Consider the following 23,642-nt stretch of genomic DNA (forward strand, 5'->3'; position numbering starts at 1 on the left):
GCGCCCCAGTATGCTAACCACTGTCTCAGTCACTTGGACAAGATTCGGCAGGCAAAGGGGGTCGGTGATGAGGCGGGGAAATCCGTGGGGGTCGGTGCTGGCGTACGGGTCGGCGTCGGCCGCCGCGGTGGTGATGATCGGCGCGGGGGCCGGTCTGGCCGTGTACTTCCGCACCCACCTGGGTGCGCCACCGCCCATCATTGTGGTGGCGCAAGCGCTGCCGGCGGCCTCCACCACCCTGGTACCCACCACGCGGACCACCACGACCACCGTGAAACCGGTTGTGCCGCAGGAGGATATCCCGCCGCAGCTACCGGATCACCGGGCCTACACCGCCGCGCCCGTCACCGCGCTGCCCGGCTTCGTCAATCGCACGGCCAATCATTACGGCTGGTTCGGCGGCGACGGCGTCTCGGCGCGCTGTGACGAGTGGCAGCGGGCCACGGTGGTCGGATCCACGTCCGGCGTGCTGTTCGTGGTGTGCGGCTCCTACTTCAAGGGATATGACCTGGCCACCGCCACCCCGATCCGGGTCGGCGTGGCGGGCGGTGGCGGTGGCTGGTCCGGGTCGGGGGCGGATGTCTCGATCCGGCTGACCGAGACGGAACTGATCATTGGCCGAGAGAGCGCCGATCCTGCTGTGCAGGAGATCGTGCAGTGGTGGATGCCGTGATTGTCCGCGGTATTGCGGATTCTCCAGACAGCGCACGCGATAGTGAGTAAATTGTCTCAGACGGCCAGGGGAGGTATGTGATGCAGAGGTGCCGAGTCCGGAACGGCCGGACATGAGCGTGACGGTCGCCGGCGATGTGCCGGAAGCCGACGACGCCGAGCGCGCCGCGCGGATCGCGCAGCGGCTGCCGGTGCCGCCCATCCTGCGGCCGATCGTCGCCCTGACGCTGTGGGCGTGGAACACCCTGCTGGGTTCCATCGGCACGTTCGGGCGACTGGTGCTGCTCGCGGCGGACTCGGTCTACGGCCTGGTGCGCGATGTGGTGAAGCTGAATCACCCATGGCGCGAGACGCTTTCGCAGGCCTGGTTCATGATGAGCGTGTCCGGCTGGCCGGCCATCCTCATCTCGGTGCCACTGGGCGCGATCATCCAGATCCAGGCCGGATCCCTGGCCGCACAGGTCGGAGCCACCTCCCAGGCGGGCGCGGCCGGCGGTCTGGGCGTGATTCGCCAAGCGGCGCCGATGGTTTCGGGCATTCTCATGGGCGGCGCGGTGGGCGCGGCGGTGGCCGCCGACCTCGGGGCGCGCAAGATCCGCGAGGAGATCGACGCCATCCGCACCCTGGGCATCAATCCGAACCACCGGCTGGTGGCCCCGCGGCTGGCCGCCATGTTCATCGTCGGGCCGCTCATGTGCGTGCTCGTCGTCTTCGTCGGCATGTCGACCATCTACGCCATGACGCTGATCCAGGGCGGTGTGCCCGGCGCGTTCTTCAATTCCTTCGCCGCGTTCGCCAGCACCACCGATCTCATCATCGCGATCATCAAGACAACGGTTTTCGGTCTGCTCGTGGTGCTGGTGGCCAGTCAACGCGGATTCGAGGCTTCCGGCGGCCCCAAGGGTGTGGCCGATTGCGTGAACGCCACCGTCGTACTGGGCGTGATGACCACCTTCGCCGCGAATGTGCTCATCACCCAGCTGCTGACGATCTGGTTCCCGGACAATATGGGGTTCTGAATGGTAGTGCCATCCAAATACCGGGCGCTGGGGGAACGTTCGATCCAGCGGGCCGGTAACAGCATCGTGCCCCTGGTGGCGCTCGGACATCAATTCGCCTTCGCCTATCACGTGCTGCGCGCGGTACCGCGCACCCTGCACCGCTATCGGCGGCAGATCGGCGTCGTGTTCATGGATATCGGCTGGGGCAACGGCCGGGTCATCGTGGGCGGCGGCACCGTCGGCGTGGTCGTGTTCATGGGCCTCATGACCGGATCCATGATCGGCATCGAGGCCTTCCGGCTGCTGGACATGCTGGGCATGGGCCCGCTCACCGGATTCATCTCCTCCTTCGCCAACACCCGCGAGCTGGCTCCGCTCATCGCCGCCATCGCCTTCGCGGCGCAGGCCGGTTGCCGCATCACCGCGGAGGTGGGCGCCATGCGCATCTCCGAGGAGATCGACGCGCTGGAAGCCAGTGCGGTGGAACCGATTCCGTTCGTGGTCACCACCCGGGTCATCGCGGGCGTGCTGATCGTCATCCCGGTGTATCTGGCGTCACTGGCGTGCAGCTATTTCGCGACGGCCTTCTTCATCAAGGTGATCCACGGTCAGGCCGGCGGTACCTACGACCACTATTTCGAGGCGTTCCTGAATCCGGCGGACATCGTCCGCTCACTGGTCAAGGCGATCGTCTTCGTGGTGGTGGTGATCCTGGTGCACTCCTATTACGGGTACTACGCCTCGGGCGGGCCGGAGGGGGTGGGTGTGGCGTCGGGCCGCGCCATCCGGGCCAGCCTGGTGCTGATCATCATTCTGGATCTGACGCTGACCACGGCGCTGTGGGGCATGTTCGTCAGCGATATTCGAATCACGGGATAGCCCATGGGAATCGCGAAATATCAGAACATCGACGGGCGCGGTCCCAAATCCTGGCAGCTGCTGTTCACCGGGATCATCGGCGGGGCGGTGCTGCTGGTGGGATCGCTGATCTTCACCACCTACATCAAGGGTGGGTTCACGCCCACGTTCACGCTCAATATCGAGGCCGAGCAGGTCGGCGAGGGCGTCGTCGAGGGTGCGGACGTCAAAATGGACGGGTTGCGCATAGGCTCCATCGCCGAGATCGAAACCCGCGGCGCGGAAAAGCAATTCCTGCGCCTCACGGTGGAACCCGAGGCCGCGAAATTCCTCGCCGACAATATGCGGGCGCGATTCGTCTCCTCCAACACCCTGGGCATGACCGCACTGGAGCTGTTCTACCTCGGCCCGCGCGGCAACCGGCTCAGCGACGGCGCGACCATCACCCTGCCCAAGGATTCCAAGACCGTCACCGTCACCTCGGTGATCCGGCTGGTCGGCGATCAGTTCGGCAAGATCGACACCGGCCCGATCGGGCGGATCGGCGAGGTGCTCTCCTTCGACGGCGGCGCCGAGGGCATCGGCAGGATGATCGCCACCGCCATCGATATCGGCCGCATGCGGGTCGGCGACGAGATGCTGGTGGGCCTCGATCCGCGGCCCGCCATCCAGAGCGGCGCGGACTTCAGCGCGGATATGAAACAGGTTGCGCGCGAAGCCCTCGAGATCTTCCGCGCGCAGGCCGGGCGCATCGCCTACCTCACCGAACAGCACGACGATCTGGAGGCCATCGTCGGCTTCGTCGGCCAGGTCATCGGTAACGCCATCGGCATCGTGCCGCAGCCGGGCTTCACGCAGTTCATCGACGCGCTGCTGAGCATTCTGCATCCGATCGGCGGCGCGGCCGGCGGTCTCACCAGCTTCTACACGCGTCTGCCGCAGTTGATCGATCGGATCGACAAGGCGTTCGTGACCAACCAGGACGGGACGGTTTCACTCCAGGTGCAACTTCTGCTCGCGGGTCTGCCCTATCTGGCCGGTGACCCGAAAGTCATTGCGGCAGGGCCGCAGACGGTTCCGGACGGGACTCCGGCACTGGCGAATCTGCCGGTGATCCCCGGCCTGCCGATCCCGCCCGGCCTGTTCGGCACGCAGGGAGGTGGACGGTGAAATCGGTTCGCTCCGCGGCGATCCGGCTCGGCGTCGTCGCGGTCGTCATCATGCTCATGGGAGCCATGGTGTGGACCGCGCTGCAGACCCCGATCAAGGAACAGGTGCGCACATACGCCGCGCACATCTCCGATGTCTCCGGGCTGAAGAAGGGCTCCGACGTCCGCATGGCGGGCGTCCAGGTCGGCAAGGTGACCGAAATCCAGCTCGACGGTGCGGTGGCCTACGTGGAGTTCACCGTTGCCGACGGGCAGGAGGTGTACGACAACACCGAGGTCGCGGTGCTCTTCCAATCCCTCATCGGGGACCGGTATCTGGCGATGCAGCAGAAGGTGGCTCCGGGTGCGAAGATTCCCGCCGGAACCACCATCCCGATCTCGCGTACGCACGGATCCTTCGACATCTCCGAGCTCTTCGACGCCATCCGGCCCATCTTCGAAACCCTGTCCTCGGGCTCGGTGGACAAATTCCTGGAGAACCTGCTGCTGGTGGTCTCCGGTGACGGGCGTGGCCTGGGACCGGTCATGGACAGCCTGAATCAGATCATCGCGGTGGCCGCGAATCAGGAGCCGGTGGTGAGCCTGCTGGCCGACAACTTCTCCAGCCTGCTCACCCGATTCGAAGGCCAGTCACCCAAGATCGACTCGATGATCGACCAGCTGCTCGACACGGTGGATCTGCTCTACGGCAAGCTCGATGTGCTCAAAGGCTTGATAGACAAGGCGATTCCGGGCCTGAACGCCTTCATGCCGCTGTTCGACCGGGCCGTCGGCATCTGGTACGACAACTTCCCGGGCATGGACCGGCTCTACAACTCGCTGCTCGGCGCGGACATGGTCGCCTTCATCCGGCAGACCCTCGCCGCCGTGCCGCTGGCCGCGCAGACCCTCAACAGCCTCGCCCTGGAACCCAAAGCGGGGGAGCGCTGGAGCTGTCTGAGCGGACTGCCGATTCCGACCACAGTCCTCATGGGCATCGAGCGAATGGGGGAATGCCGATGACCACCACCCTGGCGCGCAAGCGCCCCGCGCTGCCGCGAATGCGGCTGCCGCGCTTGACTGTTCGCGCCGCGGAGGCGCAGCGCCGATTCGAATTCCGGATCGGGGTGGCCGCGATCCTGGCGACCGTGGCCGCACTCGTCGCCGCCGTCGGCGCGTTCGTGATCCCGTTCGGCGAGACCGTCTACCGCGCGGAATTCGCCAGCTCCGGTGACGTGCGGGTCGGCGACGACGTGCGGGTCGCCGGGATCTCGCTGGGCAAGGTGCGCAGTGTGACGCTGGTCGGCGACCACGCCGAGATCGCCTTCGGCCTCGACAGCGAGGTCCGCGTCGGCGTCGACACCCGGATCGTGGTCAAACTGCTGACCCCGATCGGCGGCCGGTACCTCTCGGTGGAACCGGCCGGGCCGGACACCGCGGCGGGCAAGATCATTCCGCGCGAGCGCACCAAGACGCCCTACGACCTGAGCGCCGCCATCGAGGAGGTCACCCCCTCACTGGCCGCCCTGGACGCGGGCAAACTGCGCGACACCATCGCCAAACTCGCCGGCGCGTTCGAGGAGCAGCCCGACGCGCTCAACGGCATCCTCACCGGCGTCAACAGTCTGTCCGGGGTGGTGGCGGCCCGGCGCACCGAATTCGCGCGCGCCCTCGACGTCGCCAAGGAATACCTGGAAACCCTGATGAACAAGCTGGACCGGCTGCAACTGGCCGGGGAGCACGTGCTCGACATCTACCGCCTGGCCGCCGCCAACCGGGACGGCCTGATCACCCTGGTGGCCCAGATCCGGCGCATGTTCGGCTATGTGACCCCGGTGCTGTCCTTCGTCGACGAACAGCTCGGCCCGGCACTGGAACCGATGTACGACACCATCGACAAAGCGGTGGCCGAACTCGTGAGCAACAAGGACGCCCTCGCGGGTATGGGCGAGAACCTGCGGCAGCTGCTGGAGTGGTTCGCGCGCAACTCCGACAACCCCTACGTGACCGTCGATCATTCGGGGGCCACCGTCACCGACACGCCGCTGTGCCCGCGGGGAAGGGCCGGGTGCTGAACCATGTCCCTGCGAAATCCTTTGCGCGCCTTCCGCGGAACGGTGCTGCCCCACGGCCGCAAGGGCCGCATCCGGGCATTGCTCGCCGTGGTCGCGGTGTCGACCGGACTGGTCGTCGCCGTCACCGGCAAGCAGTACTACGACAGCAACAACGCGCCGATCAGCCTGTGCGCCGAATTCCGCGACGCGGTCGGGCTCTACCCGGGCAACAAGGTCACCATGCTCGGCATCCAGATCGGCAATGTGGAGGAGATCGAGCCGCGCGCCGAGGGCGTGCTGGTGCGGATGACGGTGGATCGCGCGGTGCGGTTGCCGCAGCGGCTGGGTGCGGTCACCATCGCCAATTCCATTGTCACCGACCGGCGCGTCGAACTCGGGCCCGCCTATTCCGGCGGCGGCACCTTCGACTATCGCGGCTGTATTCCCCAGGACCGCACCAAAACTCCCGTCGGATTCACCGAGGCCATGCGGGCCGTGGCGAATCTGTCCGAGGATCTCACCGGCAAACCGAACGACGCGCCGCTGCAGCAGCAGGAACCGAATGTGCTCGGGGATTCGCTGCAGCGCATCGCCCAGCAGGTGCACGACAACGCGACGCCGCTCAACGGCGCGGTGCGCAACCTGTCGGAGATCCTCGGCGATTCCGCGGCGGGCGCGAACTATCTGCTGGGCGCGATCCTCAAGGAATTCCGCAAGATCAGCGAGAATCTCGACCAGGGCGTCAGCGACGGCGACTTCCTCATCGCGGCGGTCACCGACGCGCTGAACATCGTCAACCGCATGGGGCCGGATCTGGTCGGCATCGTCGGCGACATCGCCACCTGGGTGCCGCCCATCGCGAACCTCATCGTCTACAAGTGGGGCAGGCTGATCATGCTCGGCCTGGACGGGTTCATGCCGGTGCTGTTCCAAATCCTCGGCCACACCGGCAATGTCGTGGATCTGCTGGAGAGCGTCCCCGAGGGCGTGCGGGGCGCGCTGCGGCTGTTCGACCAGAACCTGGGCGCGGGCAGGCTGCAATACGTGCCGCCCAGCTTCCGCGTCGATCCGGCGCTGGCGCGGGACGTGTGCGCGATGGCCAAACCCTGGTATCCGCCCTGCGACCGGCAGTTCGCCGAGGGCGAGACCGTAGACCTGGGCCTGGTGCAGCTGATGCTGTCCGCGGCGGGCGGAAGGTGAACGTCATGCGTGGAAAACAATGGCGCACAGTGGTTCTCGGCGTGCTGACGGTGACGACGGTGAGCAGCTGCGCGGTGCGGCCGCTGGACATGCCGCTGCCGGGCACCCGCTACGGCAAACCCACCTATCAGGTGCGCGTGGAATTCGGCAATGTGCTGTCGCTGCCGCTGAAGACCAAGGTGGAGCTCAACGGCGCGCAGGTCGGCATCGTCGAATCCGTCAGTGTGCGACCGCGTCCCGACGCCGATGTCCGCGGACTGCCCGCCGATCAGTACCAGCCCTACTATCAGCCCACCGCGGTGCTGGCCATCGACGACGCGGTGCGGCTGCCGGTCGAGACCAAGGTGGAGATGGCGCAGCAGACGCTGTTCGGCGACACCTACGTCAAACTCACCATCCCGCCGGGGGTTTCGGGGCGCACGCTGGCGCAGGGCGGCGTCATCCCCATCACCCAGACCAAACCCGCCAGCACTGTCGAGCAGTACATGACGGCCGTGGTCAGCTGGGTCACCGGCGGCAACATCCCGTTCGTGCAGAGCTTCGTCACCAGCGTCAACCAGGCGTTCCCGGCCGACTCCGGGGACCTGCGCGAATTTCTGTCCAAACTGACCGTGACCGTCGAACGGATGGGCACCCAGACCGCCGCGCTCAGCGCCATCCTCAACAACGCGACCGCGGCGCTGGAAACCTTCCGGCAGGCCGAGGACGTGTGGCGGTTCGTCTTCGACCAGGCGCCGGTGCTGCTGGGCGTGGTGCGCGATGTCCTGCCGGATCTGCTGTACTTCGTCGACGAGCTGCGCGGACTGGCCAGCTACGCCGGCGACGTGCTGCTCAACACCGACGATCCCGCGGTCGCCGAACGCGTCGGACAGGCCGATAGGTTCCTGGATGTGTGGACGCCGCTGGCGCAGGCGCTCATCGCCACGCCCACCGAGGTGCCGCGCACCCTCGCCGCGGTGAACGCCCTGCTGTCCAACAAGATCACGCCGTTCCTGTCCGCCCGCGGGCTGCCGTCCTTCGTGCTGTCCGATGTGGTGCCGGCGACCGCGCCGGAACTGCTCACCGGGGATCCGGAAGCGGACGCGCGCATTGTCGCGGCCAATGAACAGGCCTTCCGCGACCGGGTGAACCCGGTCCTGAAACTGGTGGGGTTGATGCGATGACCCGCAAGATCGCGGCCTCCGCGCTGGCCATGGTGATCATGGCGCTGGCCGCCACCTTCTACCTCGGCTACGGGGTGTTCGACTATCGGCCCGGCCGCGGGGTCTATCAGCTCAGCGTGCTGCTGCCCAGTTCCGGCGGCCTGATGGAGACCTCGCCGGTGACCCTCAACGGGCTGCAGGTGGGCAATGTGCGACTGCTGGAGAAATCCGAGGGCGGGGTACTGGCCGGGCTCGAGGTACAGGACGAGTACCGGATTCCGCTCGATGCCGAGGTGACGGTGGCGAACCTCTCCGCCGTCGGCGAGCAGTACATCAACTTCGCCCCGAAATCCGCTGCGGGACCGTACTTCTCCGACGGCGCGGTGGTGCCCGCCGCACAGGTGGTGCAGCCGTTGACGATCGCGCGCGCCCTGGGCGGCGTCCAGAGCGTGATGGCGCAGATCGACCCGGAGGCCATCAACCGGATTCTGGAGGGCGCCGATATCGCCATCCGGGACGTGGGGCCCAGCATCGAACGACTCGTCAACTCCGGCAGCATGTTCGCCACCACCCTGCGCCAGAACCGGGAACTGATCCAGCGGCTGGTCACCTTCCTCGGCGCGGCGGCCACCGAATCCACCGGCGAGAAACTGGTGCTGCTGCGCGAGAGCGCCGAACGCCTGGGCCGCACCCTGCTGCCGGAACTGCCGGTGCTGCTGGATCACCTCATCTCCATCACCGAGGAAAGCGGTGGGCGGCAGGTGGTTCCGTTCATTCCGCTGGGGCAGCGGCTCATGCAGTATCTGACGGATCTGTTCGGCACTCTCGGACCGGCGGCGGAGGTGATCCGGCCGTATCTGCTGGATCCACTGGAGAACTCCTACATCGATCTGGGCAAGACCATGGACGGTCTGCTGGCGGCCTTCCCGGACGGGCGCGGCTTCCGGCTGCTGGTCGACATTCCGCGCTGAGCGGACCACCGAACGTACAGGGGTACCGATAATGAATCGCTGGAAGAAATGGAGCGACAACGGAATTCACGTTCCGCTCCTGGGGGTGGCGGCCGCGCTGCTGGCGGTGGCGACAGTGCTGGGAGTGCTGTCGTACCGCAACTGGGATCTGTCGAATCGCAATGACGCGCTGACGGCCTCGGTCGCGGAGCTGCGGCGCAAGGAAGCCGACTGCACCGCCGCCATCCAGGCGGGCACCGAATTCCTGATGGCCTCCAACAACTTCGACTACCGCACACCCGAGGAGTGGACCCGGCGCATGGCCGCCCTCACCTCGGGGCCCGTGCACGACTACTTCGCCAACGACCAGGTGGCGCAGGCCAATACGCAGCTCATCACGGCGGGCAAACTGCAGAAGACCAGCACCGTCGCCGACGCCGCCTGCGCCGACCAGACCGACACCGCCGTCCGGGTGATCGCCCAGATCACCGAGAAGACCCAGAACTTCCAGACCCCCGACGCGGTGCAGACCACCTCGGCGGTCTGGGTCGAGGTCAGCCGGGCCGACGGCGCCTGGAAAACCATCGATTCCGGCCGCGGCGACCAGGCCCTCACCGATGACGCCATCGTCGGCGGAACCACCGCCCCCACCACCCAACCACGCTAGGAGGCGACCATGAGTGTGAAAGCCGGCGAACAGGTCGAACTCCCGGCCACCGAAGATGAAGGCGCGCAGGAGGAGCCGACCGCCGTGGCAGCGGTCGAGGAGGACAACGGCACGAAGCCGCCCGCGCGGTCACGGAAAGCCGCGGCGGGGAAGGCGATTCGTGCGGGAAAGCCGGTGGCGCGTGCGCCCCGGACGTGGCGGGAGCGGGAGATACCGCTGACCCGGAAGCGGTTGGCCGGGGCCGTGATCGCGACGGCGGTGCTGCTCGGCGGGAGCGGTGCGGTCTGCGGGTATTTCGCGCTGGAGCGGAGTTCCGCCGCCGATGCGGTGGCCGCGGGCGCGGCGCGGCAGGACGATCGGGATGCCGCCTCGGCGTCCGCGTCGACCTTCCTCAGCACCATGTTCACCGTGAACGACAGCAGCCTGACCCGGTGGGACGCAACGGTTCTGGATTCCACCACCGACGGTATGCACGAGCAGCTCGCACAGTGGCGCGGGGTGCTGGAGAAGCTGGTGGGCGCGAAGGTCCAGATGAGCAGCGTGATCAAGGACATCGGCATCGTGGCGCAGGATGGCGACGCGATCACCCTGCTCGCCGTCATCGAATCCACCGGCAATGCCGATCCGGCGAGCACTCAGCCGGGCGTGTCCAACAGCGCGGCGCTGATCGATATGCGCAAGATCGACGGCCGGTGGAAGGTGCAGGGTTACGGTCCGGCCGGCGGCATACCGGCCGTGCCGAGCGCCCCCGCGACCGATGCCCCCGCGACCGATGCCCCCGCGAGCGATGCCCCGGCAACCACCGCACCCGACGCCACTCCCCGTTGAATCCGGAGCCCGATATGACGACAGCATCCAGAACAGTACGCATGCCGCTGCTGATCGCCGTGGCCGCCGCCCTCGCGGTGCTGACCGCCGGTCTCGGGATCGGCGCCTGGCATTTCGCCTCCGCGGCAAGCGATCTCGACGCCTCCGCGCACACCCGGCAGGCCCAGGCCGACGACCGCGAGGCCGCCCTGCGCGCCGGTTCGGACTTCCTGCGCATCGCCTACACCGTCGACGCCGTCGCCGACAAGAGCATGGCGAAGTGGAACGCCGCCATGACCGCGGCCACCACCGACACCCTGAAGGAGCAGGTGCGCGAGACGAAAGCGATGCTGAGCCTGCTCACCGAGGCCGATGCCACCATGACCGGTGCGGTCGGCGAGGCGGCGGTGGTCAGCCAGAACGACAATCTCATTCGCATGGTCGCGGTGGTGAAGCTGACCGGCAATGCCCCCGGCCAAACCGATACGACCAGTGGGTCCGTTACCGAGTACGTCGATCTCATGAAGGTCGACGGCGTATGGAAGGTGTTCGGCTACAAGGACATCACCGCGAAGACCGGTGCGGGCGAACCGGATTCCGGACTGCCGGGTCTGCCCGCCACCGCCCCGGCCAAATGAGCGTCGCATGCTGATCACGGCCACACCCCGGCAGCCCGCGCCGAATCCGAGTAGGCTCGCGGAACGAAAGCCGTGCGGAACATATTCGAGGTTCGCGGAACAACGGGGTTCGGCGTCACTGTGAGAACAGGAAAACGACCGTGGTGAATTCCCTGACGCCCCGGCAGATTTTGACCGAACTCGAGCCGGTGGCCGAACAGAATCTGAATCGCCACCTATCCATGGCCAAGGAATGGCATCCGCACGATTATGTGCCGTGGGAGCGCGGCCGCAATTTCGCCGCCATGGGCGGAATCGATTGGGCGCCGGAACAATCCGGACTATCGGAGGTGGCCAAGGCCGCCATGGTCACCAATCTGCTCACCGAGGACAATCTGCCCTCCTATCACCGGCTCATCTCGGATTCGTTCTCCCGCGACGGGGCCTGGCGGGCATGGGTGGACCGATGGACCGCCGAGGAGAACCGGCACGGGATCGTTCTGCGCGACTACCTGGTGGTCACCCGCGGCGTGGATCCCGTCGCGCTGGAGCAGGCCCGGATGATCTGCCTGTCGCAGGGGGTCGACGACGCCACGAGCACCGGCGACAACAGCGTGCTGCACGGTGTCGCGTACGTGACCTTCCAGGAACTCGCCACCCGGGTCAGCCACCGCAATACCGGCCGGGTGTGCGACGACCCGGTGGCCGACCACATTCTGCAGCGGGTGGCCGCGGATGAGAACCTGCACATGGTCTTCTACCGCAATGTCTGTGGTGCGGCACTGGATCTGGTGCCCGATGACGCGCTCGACGCCATCTCCCAGATCATTCGCGGGTTCCGGATGCCCGGCGCCGGAATGCCGAACTTCCGCCGCAACAGCGTGCTGATCGCCAAACACGGCATCTACGACCTGCGTCAGCATCTGGACGAGGTGATCCTGCCGGTGCTGCGCAAATGGAACATATTCGAGCGCAACGACTTCGGCCCCCGGGGCGAGCGGATCCGCGAGGAACTCGCCGCTTTCCTCGACAAACTCGGCGATGACGTGCGGCGCTTCGAGGAGCACCGGGACCGCGCCCTGGCCCGCGACGCCGCTCGCCGCGCGCGCGAATCGGCCTGACCCGCCGCCTCGCCCGGCTGTGCACAACCCTCGCGTTGTCCACAGATTCGTTCCGCGCCCGTCACGCGCGCCGAACCGGTACTAGGGTGAGGCGCAGAACGAAGGGGAGAACGACATGGGGGAAATGCTGCGGGCCGATATCGAGGCCCTCCGCGTCATGGCGGCCGGAGTCCGCGTCCAAGCCGAGGCCATCAACGGCATGGACCCGGTCGACCTGATCGCCAAAGTAGGCCGGGCCATGCCGAATTCAGCCACCGGCTCAGCCGCCGTCGACGTCAGCGCCCCACTCCTGACGGCCCTGCGCCGCATGGCGGCCGAACTCACCACCCTGGCCGACACCACCGACCGCGGCGCCACCACCTACGAGGAAACCGACCGCGCCCTATCCGACCAACTCGACCACTACCTGCACGGCACCTCCTAGCGCCCGCCGCCCCAGACCCGACGTACCCAGCTGCGGCCCAGGCCGGGTAGGGCGCGCACGCTCCGGTGTGCAGGTCTCGCGCCGCACTGTCTGGCGGCGGAGAGGGAGTTGCCGGGTGCGCCATTCCGTTCTGTGGTGGTGGGCACGCCTGCCGGGCATGGGTAGGCAGTGGGCGGCACGGCATGGGAGGTGTGCTGGTGGACCTGGCGGTGCTCGAGCTGATGCGGTGGTGACAGTCGAGGAGGGGGCATGTCCGGGGTGAGCGTGTCGCAGGTGCGGGGGTGGCGGCCGATGGCGGCCGCGACGGCGAGTGCCGGTGTGGTGGAAGCGAATCGGGCTTTTCGTGCGGCGATGGCGCAGGTGGGGCGCGCGGTGGATGCGGCGCTGGCCGACTGGCGGGGGTCGGGCGCGACCGCTGTTTCGCTGCGGCTGCTCGATTCTCAGCTGAGGTCGAATCACCTCGGTGCGGCGGCGCTGGATATCGCGGATGCTTTCGCGGACGCGGCGACGCTGGACGGGGTGTGCGCGGCGGTGCGGGAGGTGGAGGGGGAGGCCGCGGCGAACGGGTGTGTGGTGCGCGATGACGGCACGGTCACCGCGGCTCGGGCCGAAACCGGTAACGGCGCACTCGATTCGGCGCTGCAGGCGTGTTTCGATGCCAAGGCCATGGCCCTGCAGGCGCGCTTGGCGGCGCTGCTGGAGGTGGCGGGGGAGACGGACCGGCGGGTGGCCGTGCGCCTGGCTGACGCCGTCGCGGAGCTCGCGACGCTGGCCGCCGATCCGGACGGTGGTGCACTCGATCCGACTGTCGCGGGCATCGTCGCCGGGACAGCGGAGTTGCCCGCGGACCCGAAAGCCCTGTGTGCGCTGTGGGAGTCGCTCGCCCCGGCGGATCGCGACGCGCTGTTCGCGTTCGACCCGTCGATCGGGAATCGGGACGGCATACCGGCCGTCGCGCGCGATCACTACAACCGGATCGCGCTCGAGCGGCTGAGCGAGGCGGCCCAGCTGCGCCTGGCGGCGCTGGAAGCCCGGCATCCAGGGTGGCTGACCGGCGCGGACCCTCCGGCCACCCTGGCCGAGTGGTACCGCAAGGACGAATGGGACGATGCCCGGCGCGACCTCGAAAAACGGCTCGCCGCATACGCTTGTGTCGCGGCCGAGGCCGATGCGGCCGCGCCGTCGGATCTGCTGCTGGTCGCCGACGCCCAGGGGCATGCGGCCATCGCCCTCAACAATCCGGATACCGCGCGCAATATCGCCACCTTCGTGCCCGGCACGGACTCCGCGGCCGACACCCTCGATCGCGGGATGGCGCGCTCGGGCGCTCTGCTCGACGCCGCGATGAGGGCCGATCCGTCGGCGCGCACCTGCGTGATCACCTGGTACGGCTACGACTCCCCGGCCTGGCTGGGCGACGCACTCCAGGACCGCTTCGCCGATGCCGGCGGTCCGGTGCTGGATCGCTTCCAGGACGGGCTGCGCGCCACCCATGACGGCCTGCCCTCCCGCAACACCGTGATCGGGCACAGCTACGGCAGCACCGTGATCGGGGTGGCGGCCGGCGCGGGCGGTGCGATCGCCGCGGACGATCTGATCTTCGTGGGCAGTCCGGGCCTCGAGGTCGACCATGTCTCCGGTCTCGGGCTGCACGGCATTCCACCCGAGAGCAACCACGAGCACGTCTACGCCACCGCCGACGGCGCGGACCCGATTCCGATCCTGGGACCGGTCGCACACGGCCCCAGCCCCACCGACCCCGCTTTCGGCGCAACGGTTTTCGCGTCCTCGGGCGCAACCCTCGATCTGCCCGGATTGCGCGGATTGCCGATCGATCCGTGGGCCCACGGCAGCTATTGGGATGCGGGTAATCCCGGGCTCACGACGCAGGGCGCGATTATCGCCGGAACCTATGACCGCTGACCGGTAGTGACTCACAACGCATCGTTTGCGAGTGTGCGATAAATTGCCGGGCCGTTGCAGCCGTTGCCAAACAGTGTCCTGGTCGCCAGACCAACTCGGATCTGAAACGGTTGGGTTCGTGTTAGTGTTCGGTGAACAGAGGTTGGAAGTCGGAGATAAATGCGCACCGAAGACATTAGAAGGAAGTTCAAACTGCACGACGAGCGCAGGATTGCCGCCCAACTTCCAGAGCAGTTGCAGGGTCTCGATGTTGTCGGTTTCGTACGGATCGATGAGTTTTCGGGGGAGTTGCTGAACTCCTTCGACGCATTCGCCAACGCGGCCGTCGCGCCGCACGCGCGGATCTACCGCAATGCGCAGCCCCACCGCATCGACGCGTGGGTGCTGGAGTTGCTACGCCAGGCGCGTGTCGGTGACAGGTTCTATCTGCGCACCGGTCTCGAGTACTTCCCGTGGGCGGACTGCCGGGTGCTCGACCACCGCTGGCTGGAGTCGCTGCGCCGGGTGATCGGCCACAATCTGGGCTTCATCGCGAACGACAAGGACACGGCCGTCATGACGGTCGGCGCGCAGTACGAACTGCTGGGCTTCGTGCACGGCGTGGCGCTCCCACCGGCCGCCGCACCGGAACCGGCCGCGCGTCCCGGGCTGACCGGCGACGACGCGCCGACACAGCTCATCCCCGCGCAACGACCGGAATAGGTCCTCTCGCGGTCGAACCCGGCACCCGCGGCCTACGTTGTTCTGGTATCGCCGCAACGGCTCGCCGAAACGAGGGTGCCGATATGTCGACCTTTGACGGACTGCCCATCCATGTCCTGCTCGTGCACGGCATCATCGTGCTGGTGCCGCTGACGGCGGCCCTGCTCATCCTGTGTGCGCTGTGGCCCGCGGCGCGCAGCCGATTCCTCTGGCTCGCGGTCGGGCTGGCGGTGGTGGTGCTCGCGCTGACGCCGCTCACCACCGAGGCGGGGGAGTGGCTGCGCGATCGCATCGGCACCACGACGCCGGAGATCGAGCGACATGTCCAGCTCGGCGATCAGATGCTGTACTACGTTGTCCCGCTGGTGGTTTCGGCCGCCCTGCTGGTGGTGGTCCGGCAGCGGGAGATCCGGGGCCGCGCCCTCGGGAAAGTCGCGGTGGCGGCGATCGCGGTGCTCGTGCTGGCGACGGGCGTCACCTCGACGGTGCACACCTACCGGGTCGGGGAATCCGGCTCACGCGCGGTCTGGGGCGGGCTGACCGACGGCTGAGCGTGCGATGAGACGACTGTCGTGACCCGGCGACCGGTCTGCGGGGCGGCCACCGGGTCACGACAGCGGGACACGGTCAGATCTTGCGGATGACCGTGACGACCTTGCCGAGGATCTGGGCGTCGTTACCCGGAATCGGCTCGAACAGGGGGTTGTGCGGCAGCAGCCACACCTCGGAACCCGTGCGCTTGAACGTCTTCACGGTGGCTTCGCCGTCGATCATGGCGGCCACGATATCGCCGTTCTCGGCCACGTTCTGCTGACGCACCACGACCCAGTCGCCGTCGCAGATGGCCGCGTCGATCATGGACTGACCGACGACCTTCAGCAGGAACAGCGAGCCCTCGCCGACCAGTTCGCGCGGCAGCGGGAAGACATCCTCGACCGCCTGCTCCGCCAGGATCGGGCCACCGGCGGCAATCCGGCCCAGGACCGGAACGTAGGTGGGTTCGGGGTGCTCACCCGAGTCGGCGTCGGCGGAGACCGGACGCAGTTGCGCCACGCCGGATGTCGCGCGGATGGCGGTTTCGTCCAGACCGCGAACGTCCACGGCGCGCGGGCGATTCGGGTCGCGGCGTAGATAGCCCTTGCGCTCGAGGGCCCGAAGCTGGTGCGCCACCGAGGAAGTCGAGGTGAGGCCGACGGCGTCGCCGATCTCCCGGATGCTGGGCGGATAGCCGCGGTCGTGGACCGAGGTGCGGATGACCTCCAGGACCTTGCGCTGCCGGACGGTCAGATCCGTCCCGGTACCACTCGATGTGTCGGCGCCGCCGTCACCGGCGAGTCCGACCGGCCCGTTGTCACCTTCCACACCGCCGTGTTCGCTCACCGCCGCCGTCCCTCCGTTCACTGCCTGTGCCTCACCGGAATTCGATCCCGGCGCAGTTCACGCCGCATCCGGGAATCTCGTGCCTCGACTGTAGTCGGCCCGGCGCGACTGATCAAACATCTGTTCGACGCATGTCGCGGGGATAGCTGACATTGTCGGTCGGGCGTGGTAGAAATTCGAACATCAGTTCTTCGAACACATGATCGAGTCAGTCGTCCAGCACTATCCGGTCCGGTCACCTTTGGAGGTATGTTCGATGCGTACGGCGGTCAGTGAATTCGATACTCCGGCAAGCGATCTCGGCTTCGACAGCATTCCGCGCGAGCGGCGCGCGCAGCGTGCGCCCACCCGTGCGAGCGATGCCGCGTGGCGTCCCGCCCCGGCCCGTGGGGCCTGTGCGGTCCCGCAGCGATCGGTGGCGCACGATCGGGCCCGGGTGCGACGCGCCCATGTGATCGCACGGCGACCCGCCGCGCGTGTCCACGGCGCGCATCCGCTGAATCGCGTGCAGCGCGCGCAGATCGGCTTCGCCGCCCTCGCCGTCTCGGCGCTCATGACCGCCCTCGCCGTGGCCGGTCTCATCGGCCTCGCGCAATTGCGCGCCGGGGATTTCGGTTCGCAGACGGCCCCTGTCGTCTCGGTCGAGCTCGTGCCGCCCACCCCGGCCGACGGCATCGCGCCCGCTCGCTAGCGCGCTCATCGGTAGCGAGTCTGTAACCGATCCTCGTGTAGACAAGCTCGGCCACGGGTGTGGCCGGAAATGTAGATTGAAAACTGAAACCTGTTGCTAGCGTGCCCGAAGTGTGACGGAGGATACCTTCGCGCCGGACCGCAACGGCCCGGCGCACAACGCAACGCAGCGCACAGGGGCGCACCGCATCGGAGGCAAGGGGAAGGCCGCCGGTGCGCCGCGCCGAACCGCCCGGCTCATCCGACTCGCCGGGCTGCTCACCTGCCTGGCCCTGGGAGCGGTGGCGACGCCGGTGGCCCAGGCCGAACCGGCATACGCCGCCTACCTGGATCTGCCGTCGGTCAACGGTGACGGGGCCGGCGGCGGAGGCTTGAATCCGGCGCTGCCGCTGGATCCGGCGGAACTGCGCACGGCGCTCGACCAGGTCCGTGCCGCCGGGGTGGCGCCGCAGCGGTATGCCACGCTGCTGCACCAGTATTGGCTGACGGTGTCGACCCGCAATGCGGATATCGACCTGGCCACCTGGGATCCGGAACGGGGCGTGCCCGCGAACTCGCGCACCTTCACCCAGGTCTATGTGAACTACTTCCGGCTCAACAACGCGCATCCCGATTTCTACTGGGTGGGCCTGGCCGGGCTGGCCGGGGGATCGTTCGCCTCCGGCTTCTTCGATATGGGCGACGTGGCCGGAATTCTCACCGTGCCGGGCGTGCATCAGCTCGGGAACACGGTCGCCGATCTACTGCGCGGCACACCGGCCGAACTGCTCGATCTGCTGCCGACCGATATCCGGTTGCTCGGCACCGAGGGCCAGCGCCTCACCGCCGAGGATCTGACCTGGTACCAGACCCGGCTCATGATCATGCAGAAGCACATCTTCATCGACCAGGTGCCCATGCACGAGGCGTACGCGGCCGAGGGGCTGGGCGCGGTCGAGGAGATGTACCGGGCCGGGGTGCTCGACGAGAACGCCGTCACCGCGTGGCGCGAGATCGACGCCGGCACCCCGCAGGGCCTCGCCGACGCCGCCGTGCGGATGACCGATCGCGAGCAGAACCAGATCATCGCCGACCAGTGGGACGCGACCTCGTGGGGCCGGGGCGTCATCGGCCGGGTGATGACCTACGTCAGCACGCTGGCGGGTAAGGCCGCGGTGCCGGGCGTCCGGGCGCCCGGGGTGTTCGCGCCTACCGTCATCAGTGCGGGCGGCATGTCGTTGCGGACTCCGCTGCCCAACTTCAACTGGGCCGATCGGGACACGCGCTGGACCTACATCACCGGCGACCTGCTGCCCCGCTATCTGGAGCTGTCGGCGAATCCGGCTGTCGCGAGACCTGTTCTGGCCGAACCATTTTCGGACAAGCTGGCGGACGGCCGCCTGGTTGCGCGGCTCCCCGACCTGGTGGCCGATATGACCGCTCTGTGGCAGTTGACCGCCTGATATCCGAGTGCTGACCCGGGCGGACGCACGCCGATCAGGTCCGTCCGGGTATCCTGAGGGTTGCTGAGGAGCTAAGGCGCGCCGACGAAGGATTCCGGATGCATTGCCCGTACTGTCGCCATCCCGATTCGCGGGTGGTCGACTCGCGTGAGGCCGAGGAAGGCACCGCCATCAGAAGGCGGCGTGCCTGCCCGGAGTGTGGGCGACGCTTCACCACCGTCGAAACCGCGATCCTCTCGGTCGTGAAGCGCAGTGGTGTCACCGAGCCGTTCAGCCGCGAGAAGGTCATCCGCGGTGTGAGCCGGGCGTGCCAGGGCCGCGAGGTCGACAGCGACGCCCTGAACCTGCTCGCCCAGCAGGTCGAGGATGCGGTGCGCGCCAAGGGTTCCCCCGAGGTGCCCAGCCACGAGGTCGGCCTGGCCATCCTGGGCCCGCTGCGCGATCTCGACGAGGTCGCCTACCTGCGCTTCGCCTCGGTCTACCGATCCTTCAGCTCCGCAGAGGATTTCGAACGCGAGATCGCCGAACTGCGCAAGCACCGCGACGAGAACGCGGCTGTCACCGCCGCCACCGCCAACTGATCAGGTCGCTCGCCCGTCGATCGAGTGTCAGCGCTTGGGCGGCGGGGCTTTGCGGACTGTGTCGATGGCCTTCTCGATGCGCTTGCCCGAGATCGGGTAGGGCGTGCCGAGTTGCTGGGCGAACAGGCTCACCCGCAGTTCCTCGATCATCCACCAGATTTCGAGCACATCGCGTCCACCCCGGCGGCCCTCGGGCAGCGACTCGACCAGCCGGTCGTAGGCGGCGTGCACGCGATCGAGTTCCTGCATGCCCTGCTGGTCGCGGTTGCGTGCGGCGGGCAGCGCCTCCAGCCGCAACCGCGCGGCCTCCAGATACCGTGGCAGTTCCCGCAATCGGGCACTGCCCCACTCGGAGATGAAGCCCCGGAACACCAGATCGTCGAGCTGATGCGTGACATCCTCGGCGGCTTCGCGATCGCGGGTGTCGGCGAGGGCCGATCGCACGTGATGGGCTTCGGCGAGCACCGGCACCACCGTGCGCACGATATTCGCCACCGCCGTGGTGAACTGCGGCCGTACCGTGTCCACCAGCGCCTTGAACTGGTCCGGGCTGCGTACCGGCCCGCCCTTGGCGGCGATGAGCTCGTCGGCGGCGCAGGCGCGGCAGTCCTCCACCAGCGCGTCCAGCGATCCGTACGGATTCTGGCTCAGCGCAAGCCGATCCGTGGGTGGCAGGCTCGCGGTGACCGCGCGCACCGTGGTCGGTATGGCGTTCAACAGCAGGGTGCGGGTGCCCGCGCGCATGGCGGCCGCCTGTTCGGCGGGCGAGCTGAGCACCCGCACCGCCACGCCCTCGGATTCGGCCACCAGCGCCGGATAGCCGGTAATGGTCTGCCCGCTGACCTCCCGTTTCACCGAACTCGGCAGGGTGCCCAGGGATTCCGAGGTCCACACCGTGGCCGGCGCGCGTTCGGCGGCATTGTTGGCGCGTGCCACCGACTTCGAAACCTGCTCGGATAGGCGGGTTTTCAGCTCGGCCAGACTCTTGCTGCGCGAGATCACCGCACCCGCGGGATCGGTGGCGGCGAAGGTCATGCGCAGGTGGTCGGGCAGTCCGGCCGGGTCGAGATGCGCCGGGGTGATGGTCACCGAACCCAGCTGCGACAGTTCGCGGGCCAGCCCGGTGCGCAGCGGTTCGGCGCGCGGCGTGAGTCGTTCGAGCGCGGCCTTGGCGAAGTCCGGCGCGGGAACCACACTGCGGCGCAACTGTTTCGGCAGCGTCTTGATCAGCGCGACCACCAGTTCCTCGCGCATGCCGGGCACCAGCCAGTCGAATCCGACCGCCCGCACATGTGCCAGTTGTGCGACCGGAATGTGCACGGTCACACCGTCATCGGCCTGTCCGGGCTCGAACTGGTAGGTGAGCGGGAAGGTCAGTTCGCCCTGCCGCCAGCTGTCCGGGTACGAGGTCGGATCCAGCAGTGCCGCATCCTCGTTCACGACGGTGGAGGCGGTGAAGTCCAGCAGCTGCGGTTGTTTGCGCTGTGCCTTCTTCCACCAGCTGTCGAAGTGCCGCACCGACACCACATCCGCGGGGATGCGTTTGTCGTAGAACTCGAACAGCACCTCGTCGTCGACGAGGATGTCGCGCCGTCGCGCCCGATGCTCCAGATCGGCCACATCCTCGAGCAGTTCGCGGTTGCGCGCGAAGAACTCGTGCTTGGTCTGCCATTCGCCCTGCACCAGCGCATGCCGCAGGAACAGTTCCCGCGACAGCTCCGGATCGATGCGCCCGAAGTCGACGCGCCGCTGCGTCACCAGCGGAATCCCGTACAGCGTCACCCGCTCGTAGGCGAGCGCCGCCCCTCGCTTGGACGACCAATGCGGTTCGGAGTAGGTACGTTTCACCAGATCCCCGGCGAGCCGCTCGGCCCACTCCGGTTCCACCCGCGCCGCCGTGCGCCCCCACAGTCGCGAGGTCTCCACCAGTTCGGCCGCCATCACCCAGCGCGGCGGCTTCTTGGCCAGCGACGACCCCGGGAAGATCATGAACTTGGCATTGCGCGCGCCCAGGAACTCCCGGCTCTCCGCCTCCCGCACCCCGATATGCGAGAGCATGCCGGACAGCAGCGCCTGGTGAATGGAGGTCACATCCCAGGGCAGCGCCTCGTCGGCCGCGGCAGCCAGCGCCGCGATCCGATCGCCACGCTCCGGTCCACTACGCCCGGACTCACGTTCGCCCCGGCCGACGGCCGCGCTTCGTCCGGCCTGCTCCTTCGGCGCGCCGGACCCGCGCCCGCGTCGGCCGCGGCGGTCATCGGTGCTGTCGCCGGAAGCTGGTGTGCTGTCGCTGCTTCCGTCCTCACCCGTGGTGGTGGACCAGCCCAGTCCGCGCGTGATGGTGCGCAGCTGGCCGTGCAGGTCCTGCCATTCGCGGATGCGCAGGTAGTGCAGGTACTCGTCGCGGCACAGGCGGCGGAACTGGTTGGACGACAGGGATTTCCGCTGATCGCCGAGGTAGTCCCAGAGGCGCAGGTAGGCGAGGAAGTCGGAGCCTTCGACGGTGAAGCGCGCGTGTTTGGTGTCGGCGGCCTGCTGGTGTTCCACCGGCCGCTCGCGGACGTCCTGGATCGACAGGGCCGCGACGATGATCAGGACTTCGGCCAGGCAGCCGGTCGTGTTGGCCTCGACGAGCATGCGCGCCATGCGCGGATCCACCGGCAGCTGCGCCATTTCGCGGCCGATGGGCGTGAGCACCAGTCCGGCGTCGGGGGTTTCGGCGTTCGGCGCGGAGTCACCCGTCCGGCGGCCCAGCGCGCCGAGCTCTTCCAGCAGCGCGATGCCGTCGCGGATGGCCCGATTGTCGGGCGCTTCCACGAACGGGAAGCTCTCGATATCCCCGAGCCCGAGCGCCGTCATCTGCAGAATGACGGCGGCCAGATTGGTGCGCAGGATCTCGGGTTCGGTGAACTGCGGCCGGGATTCGAAATCGTCCTCGGAGTAGAGGCGGATCGCGATGCCGTCGGCCACTCGGCCGCAGCGGCCCGATCGCTGCCGCGCCGAGGCCTGCGACACCGGTTCGATCGGCAGCCGCTGCACCTTGGTGCGCATGGAGTACCGCGAGATACGCGCGGTGCCGGGGTCGATCACGTACCGGATGCCCGGCACGGTCAGCGAGGTCTCGGCCACGTTGGTCGCGAGCACGACGCGCCGCCCGGTATGCGCCGAGAACACCCTGTGCTGTTCGGCCGCCGACAAGCGGGCGTACAGCGGCAGAATCTCGGTGCGCGGCAGCTTCAGATCGCGCAGGGAGTCGGCGGTGTCCCGGATCTCGCGTTCCCCGGACAGGAACACCAGGATGTCCCCGTCGCCCTCGGCGAGCAGTTCCCGCACCCCGTCCGCGATGGCGTCGGTGGGGTCCCGGTCGACGATCTCGGTGTCCTCGTCGTCGGGATCATCGGAGGTGAGCGGAACCTCCAGCGAGAGTGGCCGATACCGGATCTCCACCGGGTACGACCGCCCGGAGACCTCGACAATCGGTGCGGGCGTGCCGTTCTCGTCACTGAAGTGCCGCGCGAACAGTTCCGGGTCGATGGTCGCCGAGGTGATGACGAGCTTCAGGTCCGGCCGCTTGGGCAGCAGCTGCTTGAGGTACCCCATCAGGAAGTCGATATTGAGGCTGCGTTCGTGCGCCTCGTCGATGATGATCGTGTCGTAGCGGCGCAGCAGCCGGTCCCGCTGGATCTCGGCCAGCAGAATGCCGTCGGTCATGAGTTTGACCAGCGTGCGATCCGACGCCTGATCGGTGAACCGCACGGTGTAGCCGACGACGTCGCCCAGTTCGGTGCCCAGTTCCTCGGCGATGCGTTCGGCCACGGTGCGCGCGGCCAGTCGCCGCGGCTGGGTGTGCCCGATGGTGCCGCGAATCCCGCGCCCGAGTTCGAGGCAGATCTTCGGCAGCTGGGTGGTCTTGCCGGAGCCGGTCTCACCGGCCACGATCACGACCTGGTGTGCGGCGATGGCCGCGGCGATATCGTCGCGGCGCGCGGAGACGGGCAGCTGTTCCGGATACCGGATGGTGGGTACGGCGGCGCGGCGCGCGTCGACCCGCAGTCGGGCGGTGTCGATCTCGCGTTCGAGATCGGTGAGATCGCCGCCGCGGGCCTTGTCGAGCCGCCGACGCAACCGGTGTTCGTCGCGGATCGAGAGTTCGGCCAGGCGGGTGCGAAGCTCGCGAAAGGTGGCGGCGGTCCTGGTCATTGCACCGTCAAGCGTAGCGAAGCCGTAGCCCCGGCCGGTCAGCGCGGTCTCGGACACCCGCCG

General features: G+C 68.0%; 22 protein-coding genes. 20 read left to right on the forward strand and 2 right to left on the reverse strand.

Annotated features, from left to right (window positions below):
• Positions 1–67 precede the first annotated feature (67 nt).
• From JK358_RS31520 to JK358_RS31600, 17 genes are all read left to right on the forward strand, one after another.
• A complete protein-coding gene (locus JK358_RS31520; protein ID WP_201954805.1) occupies positions 68–673 on the forward strand; it encodes a hypothetical protein in 606 nt (201 codons plus the stop codon).
• Positions 674–785: 112 nt separating this feature from the next.
• Positions 786–1,691 (forward strand): MlaE family ABC transporter permease, encoded by a 906-nt coding sequence (locus tag JK358_RS31525; RefSeq protein WP_201954806.1) that lies wholly within the window; start codon positions 786–788, stop codon positions 1,689–1,691.
• Entirely contained in the window at positions 1,692–2,552 is an 861-nt protein-coding gene (locus tag JK358_RS31530) for an ABC transporter permease (protein ID WP_201954807.1), read from the forward strand.
• Between the two features lie 3 nt (positions 2,553–2,555).
• Entirely contained in the window at positions 2,556–3,701 is a 1,146-nt protein-coding gene (locus JK358_RS31535) for an MlaD family protein (RefSeq protein ID WP_201954808.1), read from the forward strand.
• Positions 3,698–4,702: an MlaD family protein gene (locus tag JK358_RS31540; RefSeq protein WP_201954809.1), complete on the forward strand. Its 1,005-nt coding sequence runs from the start codon at positions 3,698–3,700 to the stop codon at positions 4,700–4,702. The genes JK358_RS31535 and JK358_RS31540 overlap by 4 nt, the downstream gene beginning before the upstream one ends.
• On the forward strand, positions 4,699–5,754 hold the full coding sequence (locus JK358_RS31545) for an MlaD family protein (protein ID WP_201954810.1): 1,056 nt from the start codon (positions 4,699–4,701) through the stop codon (positions 5,752–5,754). The genes JK358_RS31540 and JK358_RS31545 overlap by 4 nt, the downstream gene beginning before the upstream one ends.
• A 3-nt stretch (positions 5,755–5,757) precedes the next feature.
• A complete protein-coding gene (locus JK358_RS31550; protein ID WP_201954811.1) occupies positions 5,758–6,933 on the forward strand; it encodes an MlaD family protein in 1,176 nt (391 codons plus the stop codon).
• Between the two features lie 5 nt (positions 6,934–6,938).
• Positions 6,939–8,096, forward strand: coding sequence for an MlaD family protein (locus tag JK358_RS31555; protein ID WP_201954812.1), 1,158 nt, complete (start codon positions 6,939–6,941; stop codon positions 8,094–8,096).
• Positions 8,093–9,046 (forward strand): MlaD family protein, encoded by a 954-nt coding sequence (locus tag JK358_RS31560; RefSeq protein WP_201954813.1) that lies wholly within the window; start codon positions 8,093–8,095, stop codon positions 9,044–9,046. The genes JK358_RS31555 and JK358_RS31560 overlap by 4 nt, the downstream gene beginning before the upstream one ends.
• A gap of 31 nt (positions 9,047–9,077) precedes the next feature.
• Positions 9,078–9,692: a hypothetical protein gene (locus JK358_RS31565; RefSeq protein WP_201954814.1), complete on the forward strand. Its 615-nt coding sequence runs from the start codon at positions 9,078–9,080 to the stop codon at positions 9,690–9,692.
• 9 nt (positions 9,693–9,701) lie between these two features.
• Complete coding sequence (locus tag JK358_RS31570; protein WP_201954815.1) at positions 9,702–10,520, forward strand: hypothetical protein; 819 nt, start codon at positions 9,702–9,704, stop codon at positions 10,518–10,520.
• A gap of 14 nt (positions 10,521–10,534) precedes the next feature.
• Complete coding sequence (locus tag JK358_RS31575) at positions 10,535–11,137, forward strand: hypothetical protein (RefSeq protein WP_201954816.1); 603 nt, start codon at positions 10,535–10,537, stop codon at positions 11,135–11,137.
• A 140-nt stretch (positions 11,138–11,277) separates the two neighbouring features.
• On the forward strand, positions 11,278–12,237 hold the full coding sequence (locus JK358_RS31580; protein ID WP_201954817.1) for an acyl-ACP desaturase: 960 nt from the start codon (positions 11,278–11,280) through the stop codon (positions 12,235–12,237).
• 115 nt (positions 12,238–12,352) lie between these two features.
• On the forward strand, positions 12,353–12,661 hold the full coding sequence (locus JK358_RS31585) for a hypothetical protein (protein WP_201954818.1): 309 nt from the start codon (positions 12,353–12,355) through the stop codon (positions 12,659–12,661).
• A 249-nt stretch (positions 12,662–12,910) separates the two neighbouring features.
• On the forward strand, positions 12,911–14,584 hold the full coding sequence (locus JK358_RS31590; protein WP_201954819.1) for an alpha/beta hydrolase: 1,674 nt from the start codon (positions 12,911–12,913) through the stop codon (positions 14,582–14,584).
• A 159-nt stretch (positions 14,585–14,743) separates the two neighbouring features.
• Positions 14,744–15,286, forward strand: coding sequence for a hypothetical protein (locus JK358_RS31595; protein WP_201954820.1), 543 nt, complete (start codon positions 14,744–14,746; stop codon positions 15,284–15,286).
• Between the two features lie 83 nt (positions 15,287–15,369).
• On the forward strand, positions 15,370–15,837 hold the full coding sequence (locus JK358_RS31600) for a DUF2231 domain-containing protein (protein ID WP_201954821.1): 468 nt from the start codon (positions 15,370–15,372) through the stop codon (positions 15,835–15,837).
• 76 nt (positions 15,838–15,913) lie between these two features.
• Here JK358_RS31600 and lexA read toward each other — a convergent pair whose 3' ends face one another.
• Complete coding sequence (gene lexA / locus JK358_RS31605; RefSeq protein WP_307817834.1) at positions 15,914–16,648, reverse strand: transcriptional repressor LexA; 735 nt, start codon at positions 16,646–16,648, stop codon at positions 15,914–15,916.
• 274 nt (positions 16,649–16,922) lie between these two features.
• Here lexA and JK358_RS31610 point away from each other — a divergent pair, with 274 nt between their 5' ends.
• The 3 genes from JK358_RS31610 (at position 16,923) to nrdR (ending at position 19,379) form a co-directional block, all read left to right on the forward strand.
• A complete protein-coding gene (locus tag JK358_RS31610) occupies positions 16,923–17,357 on the forward strand; it encodes a hypothetical protein (RefSeq protein WP_201954822.1) in 435 nt (144 codons plus the stop codon).
• Between the two features lie 112 nt (positions 17,358–17,469).
• The gene (locus JK358_RS31615; protein ID WP_307817830.1) at positions 17,470–18,798 is read left to right on the forward strand and encodes a hypothetical protein; all 1,329 of its coding nucleotides are present in this window, start codon (positions 17,470–17,472) and stop codon (positions 18,796–18,798) included.
• A gap of 98 nt (positions 18,799–18,896) precedes the next feature.
• On the forward strand, positions 18,897–19,379 hold the full coding sequence (gene nrdR, locus JK358_RS31620; protein ID WP_201954823.1) for a transcriptional regulator NrdR: 483 nt from the start codon (positions 18,897–18,899) through the stop codon (positions 19,377–19,379).
• Between the two features lie 27 nt (positions 19,380–19,406).
• Here the strand turns inward: nrdR and hrpA are convergent, their stop codons facing one another.
• A complete protein-coding gene (gene hrpA, locus JK358_RS31625) occupies positions 19,407–23,579 on the reverse strand; it encodes an ATP-dependent RNA helicase HrpA (RefSeq protein ID WP_201954824.1) in 4,173 nt (1,390 codons plus the stop codon).
• Positions 23,580–23,642 lie beyond the last annotated feature (63 nt).

The organism is Nocardia acididurans, assembly GCF_016741815.1.
GTDB classification, from domain to species: Bacteria; Actinomycetota; Actinomycetes; order Mycobacteriales; family Mycobacteriaceae; genus Nocardia; species Nocardia acididurans.